This is a genomic window from Rhodococcus pyridinivorans (assembly GCF_900105195.1).
Taxonomy (GTDB): Bacteria; Actinomycetota; Actinomycetes; order Mycobacteriales; family Mycobacteriaceae; genus Rhodococcus; species Rhodococcus pyridinivorans.
The window spans coordinates 19,893-37,366 of sequence record NZ_FNRX01000002.1; the positions used below are offsets into that span (position 1 = coordinate 19,893).

At 67.0% G+C, this 17,474-nt stretch carries 16 protein-coding genes and 1 pseudogene; 6 read left to right on the forward strand and 11 right to left on the reverse strand.

Going from position 1 to position 17,474, the window contains the following annotated elements:
• Positions 1-53: 53 nt before the first annotated feature.
• Positions 54-530, forward strand: coding sequence for a DUF4334 domain-containing protein (locus BLV31_RS00760; RefSeq protein WP_039586668.1), 477 nt, complete (start codon positions 54-56; stop codon positions 528-530).
• Positions 531-596: 66 nt separating this feature from the next.
• Here BLV31_RS00760 and BLV31_RS00765 read toward each other — a convergent pair whose 3' ends face one another.
• On the reverse strand, positions 597-1,454 hold the full coding sequence (locus tag BLV31_RS00765) for an oxygenase MpaB family protein (protein ID WP_064061160.1): 858 nt from the start codon (positions 1,452-1,454) through the stop codon (positions 597-599).
• 80 nt (positions 1,455-1,534) lie between these two features.
• Complete coding sequence (locus BLV31_RS00770; RefSeq protein WP_162836420.1) at positions 1,535-2,284, reverse strand: GntR family transcriptional regulator; 750 nt, start codon at positions 2,282-2,284, stop codon at positions 1,535-1,537.
• A 130-nt stretch (positions 2,285-2,414) separates the two neighbouring features.
• On the opposite strand from BLV31_RS00770, the gene BLV31_RS00775 reads away from it, so the two are divergent.
• Complete coding sequence (locus tag BLV31_RS00775) at positions 2,415-3,950, forward strand: aldehyde dehydrogenase family protein (RefSeq protein ID WP_064061161.1); 1,536 nt, start codon at positions 2,415-2,417, stop codon at positions 3,948-3,950.
• A gap of 4 nt (positions 3,951-3,954) precedes the next feature.
• Positions 3,955-4,920 (forward strand): oxygenase MpaB family protein, encoded by a 966-nt coding sequence (locus BLV31_RS00780; RefSeq protein ID WP_006552468.1) that lies wholly within the window; start codon positions 3,955-3,957, stop codon positions 4,918-4,920.
• A gap of 97 nt (positions 4,921-5,017) precedes the next feature.
• On the opposite strand, the gene BLV31_RS00785 is transcribed toward BLV31_RS00780, so the two are convergent.
• The 5 genes from BLV31_RS00785 to BLV31_RS00805 form a co-directional block, all read right to left on the reverse strand.
• On the reverse strand, positions 5,018-6,496 hold the full coding sequence (locus BLV31_RS00785; protein WP_064061162.1) for an MFS transporter: 1,479 nt from the start codon (positions 6,494-6,496) through the stop codon (positions 5,018-5,020).
• Positions 6,497-6,591: 95 nt separating this feature from the next.
• A complete protein-coding gene (locus BLV31_RS00790) occupies positions 6,592-7,191 on the reverse strand; it encodes a TetR/AcrR family transcriptional regulator (protein ID WP_064061163.1) in 600 nt (199 codons plus the stop codon).
• Positions 7,188-7,796 carry a recombination mediator RecR gene (gene recR / locus BLV31_RS00795; RefSeq protein ID WP_019290261.1) on the reverse strand — a complete coding sequence of 203 codons (609 nt, stop codon included), beginning with the start codon at positions 7,794-7,796 and terminating at the stop codon, positions 7,188-7,190. Before recR ends, BLV31_RS00790 begins: the two co-directional genes overlap by 4 nt.
• A 9-nt stretch (positions 7,797-7,805) precedes the next feature.
• Positions 7,806-8,129, reverse strand: coding sequence for a YbaB/EbfC family nucleoid-associated protein (locus BLV31_RS00800; RefSeq protein WP_019290262.1), 324 nt, complete (start codon positions 8,127-8,129; stop codon positions 7,806-7,808).
• 104 nt (positions 8,130-8,233) lie between these two features.
• Positions 8,234-8,668, reverse strand: a complete 435-nt coding sequence (locus BLV31_RS00805) for an SRPBCC family protein (RefSeq protein WP_006552473.1) — start codon at positions 8,666-8,668, stop codon at positions 8,234-8,236.
• A gap of 148 nt (positions 8,669-8,816) precedes the next feature.
• On the opposite strand from BLV31_RS00805, the gene BLV31_RS00810 reads away from it, so the two are divergent.
• Complete coding sequence (locus BLV31_RS00810; protein WP_033097925.1) at positions 8,817-10,277, forward strand: FAD-binding oxidoreductase; 1,461 nt, start codon at positions 8,817-8,819, stop codon at positions 10,275-10,277.
• Entirely contained in the window at positions 10,274-11,581 is a 1,308-nt protein-coding gene (locus tag BLV31_RS00815) for a class I SAM-dependent methyltransferase (RefSeq protein WP_019290265.1), read from the forward strand. The genes BLV31_RS00810 and BLV31_RS00815 overlap by 4 nt, the downstream gene beginning before the upstream one ends.
• Positions 11,582-11,674: 93 nt before the next feature.
• Here the strand turns inward: BLV31_RS00815 and BLV31_RS00820 are convergent, their stop codons facing one another.
• From BLV31_RS00820 to BLV31_RS00835, 4 genes and pseudogenes are all read right to left on the reverse strand, one after another.
• Positions 11,675-13,822: a 3-hydroxyacyl-CoA dehydrogenase NAD-binding domain-containing protein gene (locus BLV31_RS00820; protein WP_019290266.1), complete on the reverse strand. Its 2,148-nt coding sequence runs from the start codon at positions 13,820-13,822 to the stop codon at positions 11,675-11,677.
• A 23-nt stretch (positions 13,823-13,845) separates the two neighbouring features.
• Positions 13,846-15,060, reverse strand: coding sequence for an acetyl-CoA C-acetyltransferase (locus BLV31_RS00825; RefSeq protein ID WP_006552477.1), 1,215 nt, complete (start codon positions 15,058-15,060; stop codon positions 13,846-13,848).
• Positions 15,035-15,697 carry a hypothetical protein gene (locus tag BLV31_RS00830; RefSeq protein ID WP_064061164.1) on the reverse strand — a complete coding sequence of 221 codons (663 nt, stop codon included), beginning with the start codon at positions 15,695-15,697 and terminating at the stop codon, positions 15,035-15,037. The genes BLV31_RS00825 and BLV31_RS00830 overlap by 26 nt, the downstream gene beginning before the upstream one ends.
• A 41-nt stretch (positions 15,698-15,738) precedes the next feature.
• Positions 15,739-16,734: pseudogene (locus BLV31_RS00835) on the reverse strand (FAD-dependent oxidoreductase); the annotation flags it as partial.
• Between the two features lie 16 nt (positions 16,735-16,750).
• On the opposite strand from BLV31_RS00835, the gene BLV31_RS00840 reads away from it, so the two are divergent.
• Complete coding sequence (locus BLV31_RS00840; RefSeq protein ID WP_006552480.1) at positions 16,751-17,467, forward strand: GntR family transcriptional regulator; 717 nt, start codon at positions 16,751-16,753, stop codon at positions 17,465-17,467.
• Positions 17,468-17,474 lie beyond the last annotated feature (7 nt).

A 17,474-nucleotide genomic window follows, 5' to 3' on the forward strand; every position in this document is an offset into this window, starting at 1 on the left:
GCCTCCGGCGAGATCATCAGAGCCGTACTCACCTTCGACATCCGGGGGAACACATGAACGTCGTCCAGCGACTCGAGGAACTGCGCGCCCGCACCGACCGGATCGATCCTCGCGAACTCGATGCCCTCTGGGAGCATCTCGCTCCGGCACGCCTCGACGATCTCGTCGGATACCGTTGGAAGGGTTACAGTTTCGACACCGGGCACCGCACCCACACACTGCTCGGCAGGTCGCGGTGGTACGGAAAGACGTTCGCGTCGGTGTCCGAGGTCCAGCCGCTCGTGTGCTACGGCGAGGACGGCGAGTTGTTCTCCGACACGAAGACCGGACGCGGCGAAGCGAGCCTGTGGGAGATCGTCTTCCGCGGTGAGATGACGGCGACGATGGTCTACGACGGCATGCCGGTCTTCGACCACTTCAAGAAGGTCGACGACGACACCGTCGTCGGGGTGATGAACGGCAAGGGCTCGCTGGTGTTCGACGACGGCGAGCACTACTGGTTCGGTCTCGAACGCGACACCGCCGTGTGACCGTCGGACGGGAAACGCACAGTGGCCGGACGCGCGTCCGGCCACTCGACGTTCTCGGCGGAGAGCTCAGATGACGTGTCCGTGCGCCTTCATCCGGCGGCGCATGTCGTTGAGGTAGTAGGTGGCCGACAGCTGTCGGATCGGCCTGGGCACCGCGCGGTAGATCGGCGGGACCACCTTCCAGAACAGGTCGAAGCGCCGCTGGTCGCGCGGGCTCCACGGCAGCGCGAATTCGTCGCGCATGCGTTGCGGGAGAAGACCGATCGTCATGAAGCGCTGCAGCGGCACGAGGGCGCGAACGGGAAGCGGGGCGTCACCGCCGGTGAGGAGATCGCGGGTGAACGAACGCACCTTCCGGTCGACCTCGAAGGTCGCGATCATCTCGTCCCAGTACCTGTCGAACTCCTCCCGCGTCTTCGGCCACATGTCGTCCTCGACCTGCAGGGCCGTGCCGTAGACCGCGGACTGGCGGTAGATGCATTCGATGTCGGCATCGGTGACAGGCCCGAACATCCGCCGGTACATGTCGACACCGTTACGGTACAGCGTTGCGGCGACCCACAACTGGAGTTCGGGATCGAAGGCGTTGTAGGTCTCCGAGCGCACCGGGACGTGCGCCTTGTTGACCATCCGGACGATCTGCTTCTTCTCCTCGGGAGTACCGAGCGTGACCGCGTAGACGTAGGTCATCGTGGTGCGCAACCGGTCGAGCGGCCGCTGCAGGGTGGTGCTGTGATCGGCGACGCCGTGCCCGACACCGCGCGATGCCAGCTGCAGGAGGACCGTCGCGCCGGCGCCGAGCAGGAGCATCGACTCTCCGACGAAGTCGGCCAGTTCGACCGAGCCCGCCGGAAGCGGAGCGGGGGTCGCCACCGGTTCGTCGGTGGTGACGGTGGGGACGCGCTCTTCGGCGTGGGTCGTCATCGGAGGTCTCCTGACGGTGAAAGCACTGGTGCAGCACTGTCATACAAATTGTTCACACCCGTACTCAGATATGCAAGTGCCTATCCGGGAGGCGAATCGACACCCGCTCGCTCGCGGTGGACGACCAGACGCGCGGCCGCGTCCTCGAACTGCACCAGCGTCTGCGTGATCACCTCGCTGTGGTCCTGCGCGGCGATCGCCTCGATCAGCTTCGTGTGCGATCGGATGGCGAGCGTTCCCCACTCGGCGTCGCGCGCGTAGAGGCGGTACGGAATCGTGCGCGCGGCGGTGTTGAGGAACCACGCGAGCTTGGGGCTGTCGGCGATGCGGTTGAGCTCGCGATGGAAGTCGAACTCCGCGTCGGCGATCCGCTCGATGTCGGGTGTCACTCCCTCCGGGGCAACGACGAGCCTGCGCAGCCTCTCGTTGAGTTCGGCCAGACGCTCGAGGTCGGCCGGCGTGGCACGGTCGGCCGCTCGGAGCGCGAGCTCGACGGCGATCTGCCCCTGCAGCCAGAAGATGTCGTCGATGTCGCCGCGCGTGAGGGGCGAGACCCGGTAGCCGCGATTCGGGGCGGATTCGACCATCCCCTCCCCGCGCAGCGTCAGCAGCGCCTCCCGGACCGGGGTGACGCTGACGCCGAGTTCGACGGCGGTCTCGTCGAGCCGGATGAAGTCGCCCGGACGCAACACGCCGGACATGATCGAGCCGCGGAGGTGACCGGCCACCTCGTCGGAAAGCTGCGGACGGCGCCGTACGGCCCCCTCCGAACGTCGGGATGCCGCAGCGTGATCCGCCGCTGTCCCGGGGCTACGTGTCGGTGCCGCCATCGTGTCTCCTGTAGGAATCCGGACAACTGCGCACGGGGGTTGTCCAATTGTCCCGCGAACGCCTAATGTGATGTCCACTACAGCTATCACATCAAATATATGTGATGTGGTTCACCAGGAAGTGTCGAACATGACCCAGAACCTCACCAGTCCGAAGAACGCGAAGAGCAGCTCGGACAAGGCATCCACGGCAGCAAGCACCGACACCTTCGCCAGCCTCGACCCCCGGAACGGCGAGGTGATCGCCGAGTATCCGGTCGCCGACGAGGCCGCCGTGGGCGCGGCCGTCGAGCGCGCCCGCGTCGCCGCGCGCTGGTGGGAGGCGCAGGGCTTCCGCGGCCGCCGCGACTGGCTCCTCGAGTTCAAGAAGGCCATCGCATCCGACGCGACCTCGCTCGCATCGGTGGTGGCGAAGGAGACCGGTAAGCCCTTCGGCGACGCCTTCCTCGAAGTCATGCTGGCGGTCGAGCACCTCGACTGGGCGGCCAAGAACGCCAAGAAGGTGCTCAGGCCCCGCAAGGTGCCCTCGGGCGTCGCGAGCTTCAACCAGGCCGCAACCCTCGAGTACAAGCCCCTCGGTGTCATCGGCGTGATCGGCCCCTGGAACTACCCCGTGTACACCCCGATGGGTTCGATCGCCTACTCGCTGGCCGCCGGCAACGCCGTCGTCTTCAAGCCGAGCGAGCTCACCCCCGGTGTTGCGAAGTGGCTCGAGGACAAGTGGAACTCGATCGCCCCCACCCAGCCGGTCTTCCAGGTCATCACCGGTCTCGGTGAGACGGGTTCGGCGCTCGTGCGTTCGGGTGTCGACAAGGTCGCCTTCACCGGCTCCGGCCCCACCGCCCGCAAGGTCATGGCGGTGTGCGCCGAGTCGCTCACCCCGCTCGTCGCCGAATGCGGCGGCAAGGACGCGATGATCGTCGCGGCCGACGCGAACATCGACGAGGCCGTCGAGTTCGCCGCCTTCGGCGCCTTCGGCAACGCCGGCCAGACCTGCGCGGGCGTCGAGCGCATCTACGTCGAGGAGCCTGTCTACCGCGAGTTCCTCGACAAGCTCACCGCCACCGTCCGGCGCGCGAAGCCGGGCGGCGACGAGGACTCCACCTACGGCCCTATGACGCTCCCGCGCCAGGTCGACATCGTGCGCAGTCACATCGAGGACGCCCTGAAGTCCGGTGGCAAGGCCGTCCTCGGCGGACTCGATTCGGTGCAGGAGCGCATCGTCGAGCCCGTCATCCTCACCGACGTGCCCGAGACCTCGGCCGCGGTGTGCGAGGAGACCTTCGGCCCGACGGTCGTCGTCAACAAGGTTCGCGACCTCGACGAGGCCGTCGAACGCGCGAACGGCACGAACTACGGTCTCGGTGCGTCGATCTTCACGCGCAACAAGAAGAAAGGCCGTCAGCTCGCCGAGCGCCTGCGCAACGGCATGGTGTCGGTCAACTCGGTGCTCGGCTTCGCCGCCATCGCCTCGTTGCCCTTCGGCGGCATCGGCGAGTCCGGCTTCGGCCGCATCCACGGCGCCGACGGCCTGCGCGAGTTCAGCCGTCCCAAGTCGGTCACGGTGGCGAAGTTCAGCTCGCCGCTCAAACTCATGAGCCTCGAGCGTCCGGAGCGCGATCTGAAAATCTCGCGAGCGATGCTCCAGTTCATGCACGGAAGGTGAGCCGATGACGACCACTCCCCCGCGCACTCGCAGCCGAAAGGCCGCCGTCGTCGCGAAGCCCGAGGCACGCATCGAGAAGGCCGGTACGTTCCCACCCCCGAACAGGGACCCGCACCCGAAGCGTGGGCGGATGGGCTGGGTCGAGGTGATCGAGGAGCTCGACCCGGTCACGCAGCACCAGGACATCGTGCGGATCACCGCCGGTTACGAGTTCCCGTGGGACTACCAGCGGTCGCTCGAGTTCGCCCTCTTCCGCACGTACTGTGTGCCCAGCATCTCGGAGTTGCTCGCCCGCACCGGCGAGTTCGAGAAGCGGCCGCAGAAGCGGTACGACGACACGGCGCTGCTGATGGCCGAGCTGGTCGAGCACGGCTACGACGCCGAGCGGGGACGCGAGTCGCTGCGCAACATCAACCGGATGCACGGCAAGTACTCGATCGACAACGACGACATGCTGTACGTCCTGTCGACCTTCGTGTACGACCCGCTCGACTGGATCGACCGCTACGGGTGGCGTCGCCTGCACCCGAAGGAGCGGCTGGCGTCGTTCTACTTCTACCGCCAGGTGGGCATCCGGATGGGCATCAAGGACATCCCGGAGTCGTTCCAGGAGTTCCACCGGTTCAAGCTCGAATACGAGCGCGAGAAGTTCACCTACAGCGACGACAACCACGCCATCGGCACCTACACGCTGCGCCTCTTCCAGTCGTGGTACCCGAAGGTGCTGAACAAGGGCATCGAGAAGGTCGTTTTCGCGCTGATCGACGACCGCATGGCGTCGGCGTTCGGTTTCCCGAAGAGCTCACCGCAGGTGACGGAGATCGTCGAGGGCGCGCTGCGGGCACGGTCGGCGTTCGTGCGGCGACTGCCGAAGCGACGCGTGTCGCTGTCGGCGGGCAACGCCACCAACCGGACGTATCCGGGTTACCCCCTCGGTTACCGTCCGAACGATCTGGGCGTCGAACACTGACGCACCGACAGACCTGGGGGACAGGAGGGGCGGCCCCGCATTCCGGTTTCACCACCGGGGTGCAGGGCCGTAACTGTTCCGGGAGGGCGGGCCGGGGTCAGTTCTCGACGGGCCGCAGGGCCTGCTTCGACGGGAGTGCGAAACCCGAGACGAAGACGACCACGGCGCAACCGGCGCACACGAGGTAGGCGATCACGAAGCCCGCGGTGCCGATGCCGAGCCCGCCCCCGAGGGTGTGAGCCGCGAGCACCGAGGCGACGACCGCGCTGCAGACGGTGCTGCCCACGGTGCGGAGCAGGACGTTGACGCCGTTCGCCGCGGCGTTCTGCGACAGCGGCACCGCGCCGAGGAGGAGCACCGGCAGCGTGCAGTACACGAGCGACGTGCCGATCGCCGCGACGAAGATGGCGGCGACGACGAGCCACAGCGGCTTGCCGGGCACCGCGTGGACGCTGTAGCCGGCGAGCAGGAAGACCGCTCCGGTCATGATCGTGATCTTGGGTCCGAAACGTTCGGTGATCCGGGAGGCCACGATCGCGAAGATCATCATCGCGAAGCTCGCGGCGAGCTGGCAGGCCGCGGCCTGGAGGATGGTCAGGTCGTATCCGGCTCCGTGCCCGGACGGCGCCTGCAGCAACTGTGTGGTGATGAGGGTGTTGCCGTAGAAGGCGAACCCGACGAGCAGTGCCGACAGGTGCGGCGCGAGGACGGAACGGCGGGCCGAGACACGCAGGTCGACGAGCGGGTTGCGGTTGCGCAGCTGCTGCACTCCCCAGAGCACGAACAGCAGCACCGACGCGGCGAACGAGAGCAGCACTGCGGGGCTCGTCCAGCCCCACGTGCTGCCCTGGGTGATGGGCACGAGCAGGCACACCAGGGCGGCGGACAGGCCGGCGGCACCCACGGCGTCGAAGCGACCGCCGGTGCGGGTGTCCGATTCCGGGATGACGATCCACGCCGCGAGGGCCACACCGGCGCCGATGGCGGCGGTGGTCCAGAAGAGCAGGTGCCAATCGGCGAACTGGACGATGGCGGCAGCGAACGGGATACCGACCGCGGTGCCGATGCCGAGGGTGGAACTGAGCATCGCGATCGAGCGCTCCACGTGCTCACGGGGCAGGACCTCGCGAAGGATCGCCATGCCGATCGGCAGCACCGCCGCGCCGGCGCCCTGCAGGCCACGGGCGACGATGAGCAGTCCGATGTCCGAGGTCAGCGCGCAGATCAACGAGCCGAGTGTCATAAGCGAGAACGCGATGAGCAGCATCCGCTTCTTGCCGATCATGTCGGCGAGACGGCCGAAGATGGGCGTCATCACCGCACCGACCAGCAGGGTGCTCGTCACCAGCCACGAGACGGCGGTGGTTCCGGCGCCGGTGAAGCCCGGCATGCTCGGCAGGAGCGGCACCATGACGGTCTGCATGATGGCCTGGAAGACGGCTCCCACCGCGAGGACCGGGAAGACGAGGTGCCCCGGGTCGCGTCGCTTCTTCTCCGCAGCTCCCGACGCCGAGCGCGTCGGAGCGGAGGCGTACCTACCCGGTACGTGCAGGCGCAGAGGGAGCGAGATCGACATCGACGCCCTCCTCACCGAATAGGTAAATAGCCGTTCACCACATTAGGTGAACGGCTATTTACCCTCAAGGGGAGTGACCAAAGTCATTTCTGTGGCTAAGAACCGTCTCCGTCGAGCAGTCGCTGCACCAGCGGCGCGTACAGCGCCACCACATCCTCGACTCTGCCGGTCGCGCGTTCCTGCATCATCCGACGACGCATGATCGCCAACCCCATCACCGCCGACATCGCCAGCTCGGCCCGGAGACGGGCATCCGGCCCCGGAAGACGCGCGGCGAGCGCGTCGATCATCTGCGCGGAGTAGTTGTCGCGGAGCATGCGATTACTCTCCTCGCTGCCCCCGCTCATGAACAGAATGTTCATCGACAACGGCTTGTAGGGCTCGAGCGGGCGAGCGAGCATCGCCACCATCCGCTCGCCCAGACTCTCAAGTGGACCGTCGAACAACACCTGCGCGCCGTACTGGAAGTCGACGAGCTCTTCGTACAACTGCTCCTTCGAACCGAAGTACTTGATGATCAGCGGTGCGCTGACACCCGCTTCCTCCGCGATGTCCTTGAGGGTGATGTCGCGGTAGGGGCGCGTCGCGAACGCCTTACCGGCCGCGTCGATGATCAACTTCCTCGTCTCGTCGGAAGTTCGGCGACGCTTCTCGGGCTCCCCTCGGTGCGATGCCTCCGTGCTGCGCACGGTCACATCGCCCGCCTCCCCGACAACGCTCGTCCGAGCGTCAGCTCGTCGGCGAACTCGAGATCGCCGCCCATCGGCAGACCCGAGGCCAGGCGGGTGACGCTCAGCCCCGGGAAGTCGCGCAGCATACGCACCAGATAGGTGGCCGTCGCCTCGCCCTCCGTATTGGGGTCGGTCGCGATGATCACCTCGGAGACGTCGACGCCGTCCTCCTGGTTGCCGATACGGGTGAGCAGTTCGCGGATGTGCAGCTGGTCGGGGCCGACGCCATTGAGCGGGTCGAGCGCACCACCGAGGACGTGATAGCGCCCCCGGAACTCCCGGGTGCGTTCGATCGCCTGCACGTCCTTCGGTTCCTCGACCACGCAGATCACCGTGCGGTCGCGGCGAGGATCGGAGCAGATGCGGCAACGCCGCTGGTCGGAGACCGTTCCGCAGACCTCGCAGAACTGCACGCCGTCGCGGATCCGCTGCAGCGCCGCCTGCAGGCGGTCGATCTCGGGCGGCTCGACCGAGAGCAGATGGAACGCGATGCGCTGGGCACTCTTCGGGCCGACGCCCGGAAGCTTGCCCAGCTCGTCGATGAGGTCCTGTACCGGTCCTTCGTACAACGCCGACCTCTAGAAACCGGGCAGGCCGGGGATTCCGCCGCCGAGCCCACCCGCGAGCGGACCGAGCTTCTCGGCCGCGATCTCCTGGGCCTTCGCCGAGGCGTCGGCGATCGCACCGACCACCAGATCCTGCAGGGTCTCGACGTCCTCGGGGTCGACGACCTTCGGATCGATCTTCACGGACACGACCTCGCCCGTGCCCTTCACCGTCGCGGTCACGAGGCCACCGCCGGCCTGGCCGGTGACCTCCGCCTGCGCCATCTCGTTCTGCGCAGCGACGAGTTGCTGCTGCATCTGCTGGGCCTGAGCGAGGAGTTGCTGCATGTCGGGCATTCCACCACCGGGTTGCACGGCACGTCCTTTCTGCACGTTTGTGATGCCAGCCTAGTCGCCGCGCATCGGGGTGGACACAGACGCCGAGGTCGACCGAACCGGGCTCAGTCGACTTCCTTCTTCAGGTTCTCGAGCACCTGCTGCTGGATCTTCTTCAGGCCGAGCGGCGCGAACGTCTTCTCGAAGAAGCCCTTGACGCCACCGGCACCCTTCCACTGAGTGAGCACGACGACCGTCGAACCCGTCCCGTTCGGCACGACGCTGTAGGTCGTCACGAGCGTCGAGTTCGCGTCCGTCTCCGTGACGGTACTGCCCTTCACCGACACGGTGGCCTGCACGTCGCGCTGACGCTTCTCCGTGGCCTGGAGGATCCAGTGCACGACGGTGCCGTCGCCGCGACCACCGGAGATCACGCGGTAGTCGCGGTAGTGCTCGGTGAGGATGCGCGGGCGCACGGTCTCGTAGTCGGCCAGGGCGGTGAGCACCACCTCGGGAGCTGCCGCCAACTGGATCGAACTGCTTGCGCTGACCTGTGCCATGAACGACTCCTTCTGCTTCTTCCGCGCTGATGCGGGCTCGAATGTGCCTGTGACGACAGCATCCATCCTGCCCTGCGCGTTCCGGGACGGATGCGACCGCCGGGTCTATTGTGGACGTGCCACTGATGCGCCGCTCCGGAGGAGTCGAATGCAGATGCCGAGATCGTCAGGTGTGAAGGTCCCGTACGGGGAGGCGGTACACCGCCAGGGTGTAGACCGCCTGCTGCGCTCGTACAGCGCGATACCGGCCGACGCGCCCGTGCGACTCGCGAAGAAGACGTCGAACCTCTTCCGGGCACGCGCCGCGGCGAACGCGCCGGGGCTCGACGTCTCCGGTCTCGGCGGTGTCATCTCCGTCGACCCGCAGGCCCGCACCGCCGACGTCGCCGGCATGTGCACCTACGAGGACCTCGTCGACGCGACCCTGCCCTACGGCCTCGCACCGTTGGTCGTCCCGCAGCTGAAGACGATCACGCTCGGCGGCGCCGTCACCGGGCTCGGCATCGAGTCGACGTCCTTCCGCAACGGCCTCCCCCACGAGTCCGTGCTCGAGATGGACATCCTGACCGGGTCCGGCGAGATCATCACGGCCCGCCCGGAGGGTGAGCACGCCGATCTGTTCCACGGCTTCCCCAACTCGTACGGTTCGCTCGGGTACGCCACGCGCCTGCGCATCGCACTCGAACCGGTGAAACGTTTCGTCGCACTGCGTCACCTGCGTTTCGACACGATCGCCGATCTGCAGTCCGCCCTCGCGCGGATCGTCGACGAACGGACCTGGGACGGCACACCGGTCGACTATCTCGACGGTGTCGTCTTCTCCGCGACCGAGAGCTACCTGACGCTCGGCACACAGACCGACGAGCCGGGTCCCGTCAGCGATTACACCGGGCAGGACATCTACTACCGGTCGATCCAGCACGTCTCCGTCAACCGACCCAAGGAGGATCGGCTCACGATCCGCGACTATCTGTGGCGGTGGGACACCGACTGGTTCTGGTGCTCCCGGGCTTTCGGCGCCCAGAACCCGAAGATCCGCCGGATGTGGCCGAAACAGTTGCTGCGCAGCAGTTTCTACTGGAAGCTCATCGCGCTCGACCACAAGTATTCGGTGGCCGACCGGATCGAGGCACGCAAGGGCAATCCACCCCGCGAGCGCGTCGTGCAGGACATCGAGGTCCCGCTCGAACGCACGCAGGAGTTCGTCGAGTGGTTCCTCGACGAAATTCCCATCGAGCCGATCTGGTTGTGCCCCTTGAAGTTGCGCGACATCGAGTCGTCCCCGGACGCCGGCCGTCCGAGCACCTCGGACGCCCAGCGTCCCTGGCCGCTGTACCCGCTCGAGCCGAAGCGCGCCTATGTGAACGTCGGGTTCTGGTCGTCCGTTCCCATCGTGCCCGGCGCCGAGGAGGGCGCCGCCAACCGGCTGATCGAGAAGAAGGTCGCCGAACTCGACGGGCACAAATCGCTCTACTCGGACTCCTACTACTCGAAGGACGAGTTCGAGAAGCTCTATTACGGCGGCGGTGAATACCCCGCTCTCAAGCAGAAATACGACCCTCGGTCCCGTCTACTGGACCTGTTTTCGAAGGCGGTGCAACGAAAGTGACCATATTCAGGACCGAGAACGATCGGTCCACCGAGGACAAGCTCGCACTCGCCCAGATCGTGGAGATCGTGACCGGCGGCGACATGCCGTTGCGCTTCACGGCCTACGACGGATCGGCGGCCGGTCCCGAGGACTCTCCCTACGGTCTACATCTCGCGTCGCCCAAGGGCGCGACGTACATCGCCACGGCCCCCGGCGATCTGGGTATGGCACGGGCGTACATCTCGGGCGATCTCCAGGCGAAGGGAGTGCATCCCGGCAACCCCTACGAGTTGCTCGCCTCGCTCGGCGACCTGCACTTCGAGCGTCCCCCGGCACGTATCCTCGCGCAGATCGCCCGGTCGCTCGGCACCGAACTGCTCAAGCCGATCGCACCGCCGCCGCAGGAGCACCTGCCGCGCTGGCGCCGCATCGCCGAGGGTCTGCGGCACTCGAAATCGCGCGACGCCGAGGTCATCCATCACCACTACGACGTGTCCAACGAGTTCTACGAGTACGTTCTGGGCCCCTCGATGACGTACACCTGCGCCGTCTTCGAATCCGAGAATCAGAGCCTCGAGGACGCCCAGGAGAACAAGTACCGTCTGGTCTTCGAGAAGCTGCGGTTGAAGCCGGGCGACCGCCTGCTCGACATCGGTTGCGGCTGGGGCGGGATGGTGCGTTACGCCGCTCGGCGCGGTGTGAAGGCCCTCGGCGTGACGCTCTCCAAGGAACAGGCCGAGTGGGCGCAGAAGGCCATCGTCGAGGAGGGCCTGAGCGACCTGGCGGAGGTCCGGCACTCCGACTACCGCGACGTGCCCGAGGAAGGATTCGACGCCATCTCGTCGATCGGCCTGACCGAGCACATCGGTGTCGCCAACTATCCGGCCTACTTCCGGTTCCTCCACGGCAAACTGCGGGTGGGCGGTCTGCTGCTCAACCACTGCATCACCCGGCCGACCAACAACACCCGCGCCAAGGCCGGCGGGTTCATCGACCGGTACGTCTTCCCCGACGGGGAACTCACCGGTTCGGGTCGCATCATCACCGAGGCGCAGAACATCGGCTTCGAGGTGATGCACGAGGAGAACCTGCGCGAGCACTACGCCCTGACGCTGAAGGGCTGGTGCGAGTACCTCGAGAAGCACTGGCAGGCCTGCGTCGCCGAGGTCGGTGAGGGCACGGCCCGCCTGTGGGGCCTGTACATGGCAGGCTCGCGCCTCGGCTTCGAACGCAACGTGGTCCAGCTGCACCAGGTGCTCGCGGTCAAGCTCGGCGACGACAAGAAGCCGCAGACGCCGCTGCGCCCCTGGTGGGTCGCCTAGCCGACCCCATCGGCACGAAAACAGAAGAGCGCGAACGGGAAGGGCTCCCGACGCCGTGGCGTCGGGAGCCCTTCCGTGCAACCGTCGTGTGCGTCAGCTGCGCAGCGACGCCGGCGGGTTGAAGCGCTCGCCGTACTTGGCGGCGAGTTCCTCGGCGCGCTTGACGAAGCCTTCCTTGCCACCCGGGTAGCCGACGATGTACTGAGCGACACCACCGGTCCAGGCCGGGAAGCCGATGCCGAAGATCGAGCCGATGTTGGCGTCGGCGGTGGTCTCGAGAACACCCTCGTCGAAGCACTTCTGGGTCTCGATCGCCTCGGCGAAGAGCATGCGGTCGATCAGATCCTGCAGCGGCACATCGAGGGTCGCCTCGGTCTTGAAGTGATCGCGCACACCCTGCCAGATGCCCTGACGCTTGCCGTTCTCGTCGTACTCGTAGAAGCCGGCCTTCTCGAGACGACCCGGACGACCCTGCTCGACCATCCAGTCGACCACGTCGAGTGCGGGATGACGCGTGGTGCCGAGCTTGGTGTCGCCCTGCTTGGCGGCCTCCTCGGATTCCTTCGCGATCTTCTGCATGAGCTTCATGTTCAGCTCGTCGGTCAGCTGCAGCGGCGGAGCCGGGTAACCCGCCTGCGAACCGGCCTGCTCGATGGTCGCGGGCTCGATGCCCTCGCCGAGCATGGCGATGGCCTCGTTGACGAAGGTGCCGATCACACGCGAGGTGAAGAAGCCGCGACTGTCGTTGACGACGATCGGAGTCTTGCGGATCGCGAGCGTGTAGTCGAACACGCGGGCCAGGGCCTCGTCGGAGGTCTTCTCACCCTTGATGATCTCGACCAGAGGCATCTTGTCGACCGGCGAGAAGAAGTGGATACCGATGAAGTCCTCGGGACGCTTGACGCCGGTCGCGAGACCGGTGATGGGCAGCGTCGAGGTGTTCGAGCCGAGCAGCGCGTCGGGATCGACGATGTCTTCGATCTCCTGGAACACCTTGTGCTTGAGCTCGGTGTTCTCGAACACTGCCTCGATGACGAAGTCGACGCCCGCGAAGTCGGCGGGGTCGGCCGTCGGCGTGATGCGGTCGAGCAGAGCCTTCGACTTCTCCTCGGTGGTCTTGCCACGCGAGAGAGCCTTCGTCTCGATCTTCTCCGAGTAGTTCTTGCCACGCTCGGCGGCCTCGAGGGTGACGTCCTTGAGGACGACCTCGTAGCCGGCCTTGGCGGAGACGTAGGCGATGCCGGCGCCCATCATGCCCGCACCGAGAACGCCGATCTTCTTGATCTCGCGCTTCGGCACGTCCTTCGGACGCGAAGCGCCCGAGTTGATGGACTGCATGTCGAAGAAGAACGCCTGGATCATGTTCTTCGCGACCTGGCCGGTGGCGAGTTCGACGAAGTACCGCGACTCGATGGTCGACGCATTGTCGAAGTCCACCTGCGAGCCCTCGACGGCGGCGGCCATGATGGCGCGCGGAGCCGGCATCGGGGCGCCCTTGATCTGCTTGCGCAGGTTCGCGGGGAAGGCCGGAAGGTTCGCGGCGAAGGCCGGGCTGGAAGGGGTGCCGCCGGGGATCTTGTAGCCCTTGACATCCCACGGCTGGATGCCGCCCTCGGGGTTGGCCTTGATCCATTCCTTGGCGGCCGGAACGAGTTCCTCGACGCTACCCACGACGTCGTGGACCAGGCCGATCTCCTTGGCCTTGACCGCGTTGTACTTGTTGCCCTGCAGCAGAACCGAGAGCAGCGCCGTCTGGATGCCGAGCAGGCGCACGGTGCGGGTGATGCCACCGCCACCGGGGAGCAGGCCGAGGCTGACCTCGGGCAGACCGATCTGCACGCCCTTGACATCGGCAGCGATGCGGCGATGCGTCGCGAGGGCGATTTCGAGGCCGCCACCGAGAGCCGCGCCGTTGATGGCGGCGACGACGGGCTTACCGAGGGTCTCGAGACGACGCAGGTCGGCCTTGATGCCCTGAACCTCGTCGAACGCGACCTGCGCGTCGTCGGGGCCGATCGCGATGATGTTGCGCAGGTCGCCGCCGGCGAAGAAGGTCTTCTTCGCGGAGGTGATCACCACACCGGTGATGGAGTCCTGCTCCTCGTACAGACGGTCGACGGTGGCCTTCATCGACGCCTTGTACAGCTCGTTCATCGTGTTGGCGCCCTGGTTCGGATCGTCGAGTGTCAGCACAACGATGCCGTCGGCGTCCTTATCCCAGGAAATCATGTTGTCGCTCACTGTTTTTCGAATTCCTTCCGGTGTCAGACGCGCTCGATGATGGTGGCCACACCCATGCCGCCACCGATGCACAGGGTGACGAGGGCGCGCTTGGCTCCGCGGCGCTCGAGCTCGTCGATCATGGTGCCGGTGATCATGGCGCCGGTGGCGCCGAGCGGGTGGCCCATCGCGATGGCGCCGCCGTTGACGTTGAGCTTCTCGTCCGGGATGTTCAGGTCCTTCTGGAACTTCAGGACGACGGAGGCGAACGCCTCGTTGATCTCGAACAGGTCGATGTCGTCGACCGTCAGGCCCGCCGAAGCGAGAACCTTGTGCGCGGCCGGCGTGGGGCCGGTGAGCATGATCGTCGAGTCGGCACCGGAGGTGGCCGTGGCGACGACGCGGGCACGCGGGGTCAGACCGAGGTCCTTGCCGGCCTGCTCGGAACCGACGAGCACGAGTGCCGCGCCGTCGACGATGCCCGAGCTGTTGCCGCCGTGGTGGACGTGATCGATCTTCTCGACGAAGTGGTACTTCTGCTGCGCCACGGCGTCGAAGCCGCCCATCTCACCGATGGTCGCGAACGACGGCTGCAGCTTGGCCAGACCCTCGAGGGTCGTGTCCGGACGCATGTGCTCGTCCTGATCGAGGATGGTCAGGCCGTTCTGGTCCTTGACCGGCACGACCGACTTGGAGAAGTAGCCGCCCGACCAGGCTGCCGCCGCGAGCTGCTGCGAACGCAGTGCGTAGGCGTCGACGTCCTCGCGGGTGAAGCCCTCGATGGTCGCGATGAGATCGGCGGAAATGCCCTGGGGAACCAGGTAGCTGTCGTAGTTGGTGGCGGGATCGAGCATCCACGCGCCACCGTCGGAGCCCATGGAGACACGCGACATGGACTCGACGCCGCCGGCGAGAACGAGCTCGTCCCAGCCGGAGCGGACCTTCTGTGCAGCCATGTTGACGGCCTCGAGGCCCGACGCGCAGAACCGGTTGATCTGCACGCCGCCCGTGGTGGCCGGCAGGTTCGCGATGGTGACAGCGGTGCGGGCGATGTCGGCACCCTGATCGCCGACGGGGCTGACGACACCGAGGATCAGGTCGGAGATACGGTTCTCGTCGAGATCGGGGAATCGAACACGCAGCTCGTCGATCAGGCCCGTAACCAGGGAGATCGGCTTGACGGAGTGCAACGAGCCCGTCTTCTTGCCTCGGCCGCGTGGTGTTCGGATGGCTTCATAGATGAATGCCTCGGTGGTCACAGTGCGCAGGTTCCTTCCCGTGCTTGCGGAGCGACGGCACCCACGGCCCTGCAGAGGGCCGCCGTGCCCAACCTCTCCTACGGTAGAAGCGGGCACCCCTCGGCCGTAAGGACCGAAGCGATCGGTGTCCGTGACCGAACCGAACGTCCGCAAACCCCTTACGGGACCACCGCCGCCCGAAGGCGCGGCGCCGCATACAGGACTTCTCGCAGCGCATCGAGGGGGACGAGGGTGCCGACGAGCCCGCGAGCACGAGGCGCCCGCCCACATCGAGGCGCGACACCAGCGACGCGATCGCATCCGCCGAACCCGAGAAGTCGAGAGCGATACCGGCAGGACCACCGTCGTCGAGAACCGCGCCGAACCGGTCGGCGCGTGCCGCGTGCTGCGGGTCGGTGTCCATGATCATGACGTCGGCGCCGGCTTCGGCACACATGGCGACCGCCGTGACGCCGAGCATCCCGGCACCGCACACCACGACCCTGCGGCCGTCGAGATCGCCGGCCGTCTCAACCACCGCGACAGCCGTCGCGGTCGCACACGAGGCCGGAGCTGCGACGACGTCGGGCACCGCGGCCGGGACGGGCACGGTCGTCACGCCCGCGGGTAGCACGATGTACTCGGAGTAGGTACCCACGTCGCCCTGGCCGACGAATCGGGGCGTCCGGTTCCGGGATGTCAGAGGCCGAGCAGGTCGGCGGTCTCCTCGCCGAGATAGAGGCCGAGGGTCATACCGCGGCCACCCGGGCCGGCGACGACCCATACGTCTTCGTCGGCCTTCGCGCGGTGCACGAGCGCGTGGGGTCGATGCACTGGCTGTACACACCGGCCCAGAGCGCCGGACGACGCGCGGCAGTCGGCGGCCGAGGAACTCCTCCGTCACTGCGACGAGGTGGTCGTAGGGTTCTTCGTCGACGTCGAAGTCGAACGGTTCGTCGTAGGCGTGGGTGTCGCCGATGGTGAGGCCGCCGTGCAGACGCTGGACGCACAGCAACTGCATGCGATGCTGCGCGGCGACGGGTCGTTGCTCCTCGGAGGCGGTGAGCTCGTCGAGGGCGGTACCGGCGAATCCCGGGTAGTAGCGCAGGCTGTCGCCGTCGGCGATCGACGTGGTGAGGTCTTCGCCGAGCGGTGCGGTCTGCATCATCTGCAGCCGGACCCTGCGCAATGGCAGGTCGCGGGCGAGGCCACCGAGTGTCGCGCCGGGGCAGACGAGAACGAGGTCGGTCTCGTGCACGGTGCCGTGGTCGTCGCGCACTGCACGGTCCCGCGGGCCCTGCGGGAGACGTCCCGGGCCTCTGTGGACAGCAGGAACCGGTAGCGGCCCGAGATGGCGAGATGTTGCCGGATCGCCGGGAGCGCGATGCGGGATTCGACGGCAGCGTCCGTGCTGCAGTGCAGTGCCGCGAGGAAGTTACCGCGTAGCGCGGGGTTACGGCGGCGCGTCTCGTCCGCATCGAGCAGGGCGAATCCCCGTCGCTGCGCGTCGTCGCGTGCGACCGCTTCCTCCGCGACGGCGATCTCGGCGGCGGTGCGCGGCAGCGTCAGCGAACCGTTCGCGCGGAAACCGACGTCGGGAACGCGGGCGCCGAGGTCCTCCCACAGCTCGCGGGACCGCAGGGTTAGGGCCGGTTCGTCGAACTCCCGGTGAAACAGTTGGTGTAGACCGGAATTCGGTTACGCTGGATGTGTGGCCACCGTCGTTCGCGAAGCGCGCACCCTCAAGCACCAGATCGTGCGCCGCCAGGTCGAGTGCCTCCTCGACCAGCTCAGCGTGGGAGATCAGGTCCCCTCCGAACGCGATCTCGCCACCCGGTTCGACGTCGCCCGCGAAACCGTCCGCCAGGCACTGCGAGAACTGCTCGTCGACGGCCGCATCGAACGTCGGGGCCGCAGCACCGTCGTCGCCGGCCCGAAGATCGTCCAGCCCCTCGTCATCGGTTCCTATACCGAAGCCGCCCTGCTCGAAGGGCGCAGCGCTGGGCGTGTGCTCGTCGCGTGGACCGACCTCGTCGCCGACGACGAACTGGCCTGCCGCCTCGGTCTCGAACCCGGCGATCCCGTCCTCGAACTCGAACGTGTCCTGCTCACCGACGGAGTGCATGTCGGACTCGAACGCACGCGCCTTCCCGCACACCGCTTTCCGGATCTGCGCCGGACGCTCGATCCGTCGTCGTCGCTGTACGCCGCGATCCGTTCCTACGGGATCACGTTCGCGCGGGCGGTCGAGCGGATCGAGACCACGCTGCCGGATGCGCGCGAGGCGGCGCTGCTCGACGCCGACACCCGCACACCGATGCTGCTGCTCGAGCGGATCTCCTACGACGAGAACGACGTCCCGATCGAGCATCGCCGGTCGCTCTACCGCGGCGACCGGATGTCGTTCGTCACGACCGTCACTCCCTGAGCAGCAG

Bases quoted from the DNA above. Each gene is read 5' to 3' on its own strand.
- BLV31_RS00760 (WP_039586668.1), top strand. From the start codon at position 54: ATGAACGTCGTCCAGCGACTCGAGGAACTGCGCGCCCGCACCGACCGG.
- BLV31_RS00765 (WP_064061160.1), bottom strand. From the start codon at position 1,454: ATGACGACCCACGCCGAAGAGCGCGTCCCCACCGTCACCACCGACGAA.
- BLV31_RS00770 (WP_162836420.1), bottom strand. From the start codon at position 2,284: ATGGCGGCACCGACACGTAGCCCCGGGACAGCGGCGGATCACGCTGCG.
- BLV31_RS00775 (WP_064061161.1), top strand. From the start codon at position 2,415: ATGACCCAGAACCTCACCAGTCCGAAGAACGCGAAGAGCAGCTCGGAC.
- BLV31_RS00780 (WP_006552468.1), top strand. From the start codon at position 3,955: ATGACGACCACTCCCCCGCGCACTCGCAGCCGAAAGGCCGCCGTCGTC.
- BLV31_RS00785 (WP_064061162.1), bottom strand. From the start codon at position 6,496: ATGTCGATCTCGCTCCCTCTGCGCCTGCACGTACCGGGTAGGTACGCC.
- BLV31_RS00800 (WP_019290262.1), bottom strand. From the start codon at position 8,129: ATGCCCGACATGCAGCAACTCCTCGCTCAGGCCCAGCAGATGCAGCAG.
- BLV31_RS00805 (WP_006552473.1), bottom strand. From the start codon at position 8,668: ATGGCACAGGTCAGCGCAAGCAGTTCGATCCAGTTGGCGGCAGCTCCC.
- BLV31_RS00810 (WP_033097925.1), top strand. From the start codon at position 8,817: ATGCAGATGCCGAGATCGTCAGGTGTGAAGGTCCCGTACGGGGAGGCG.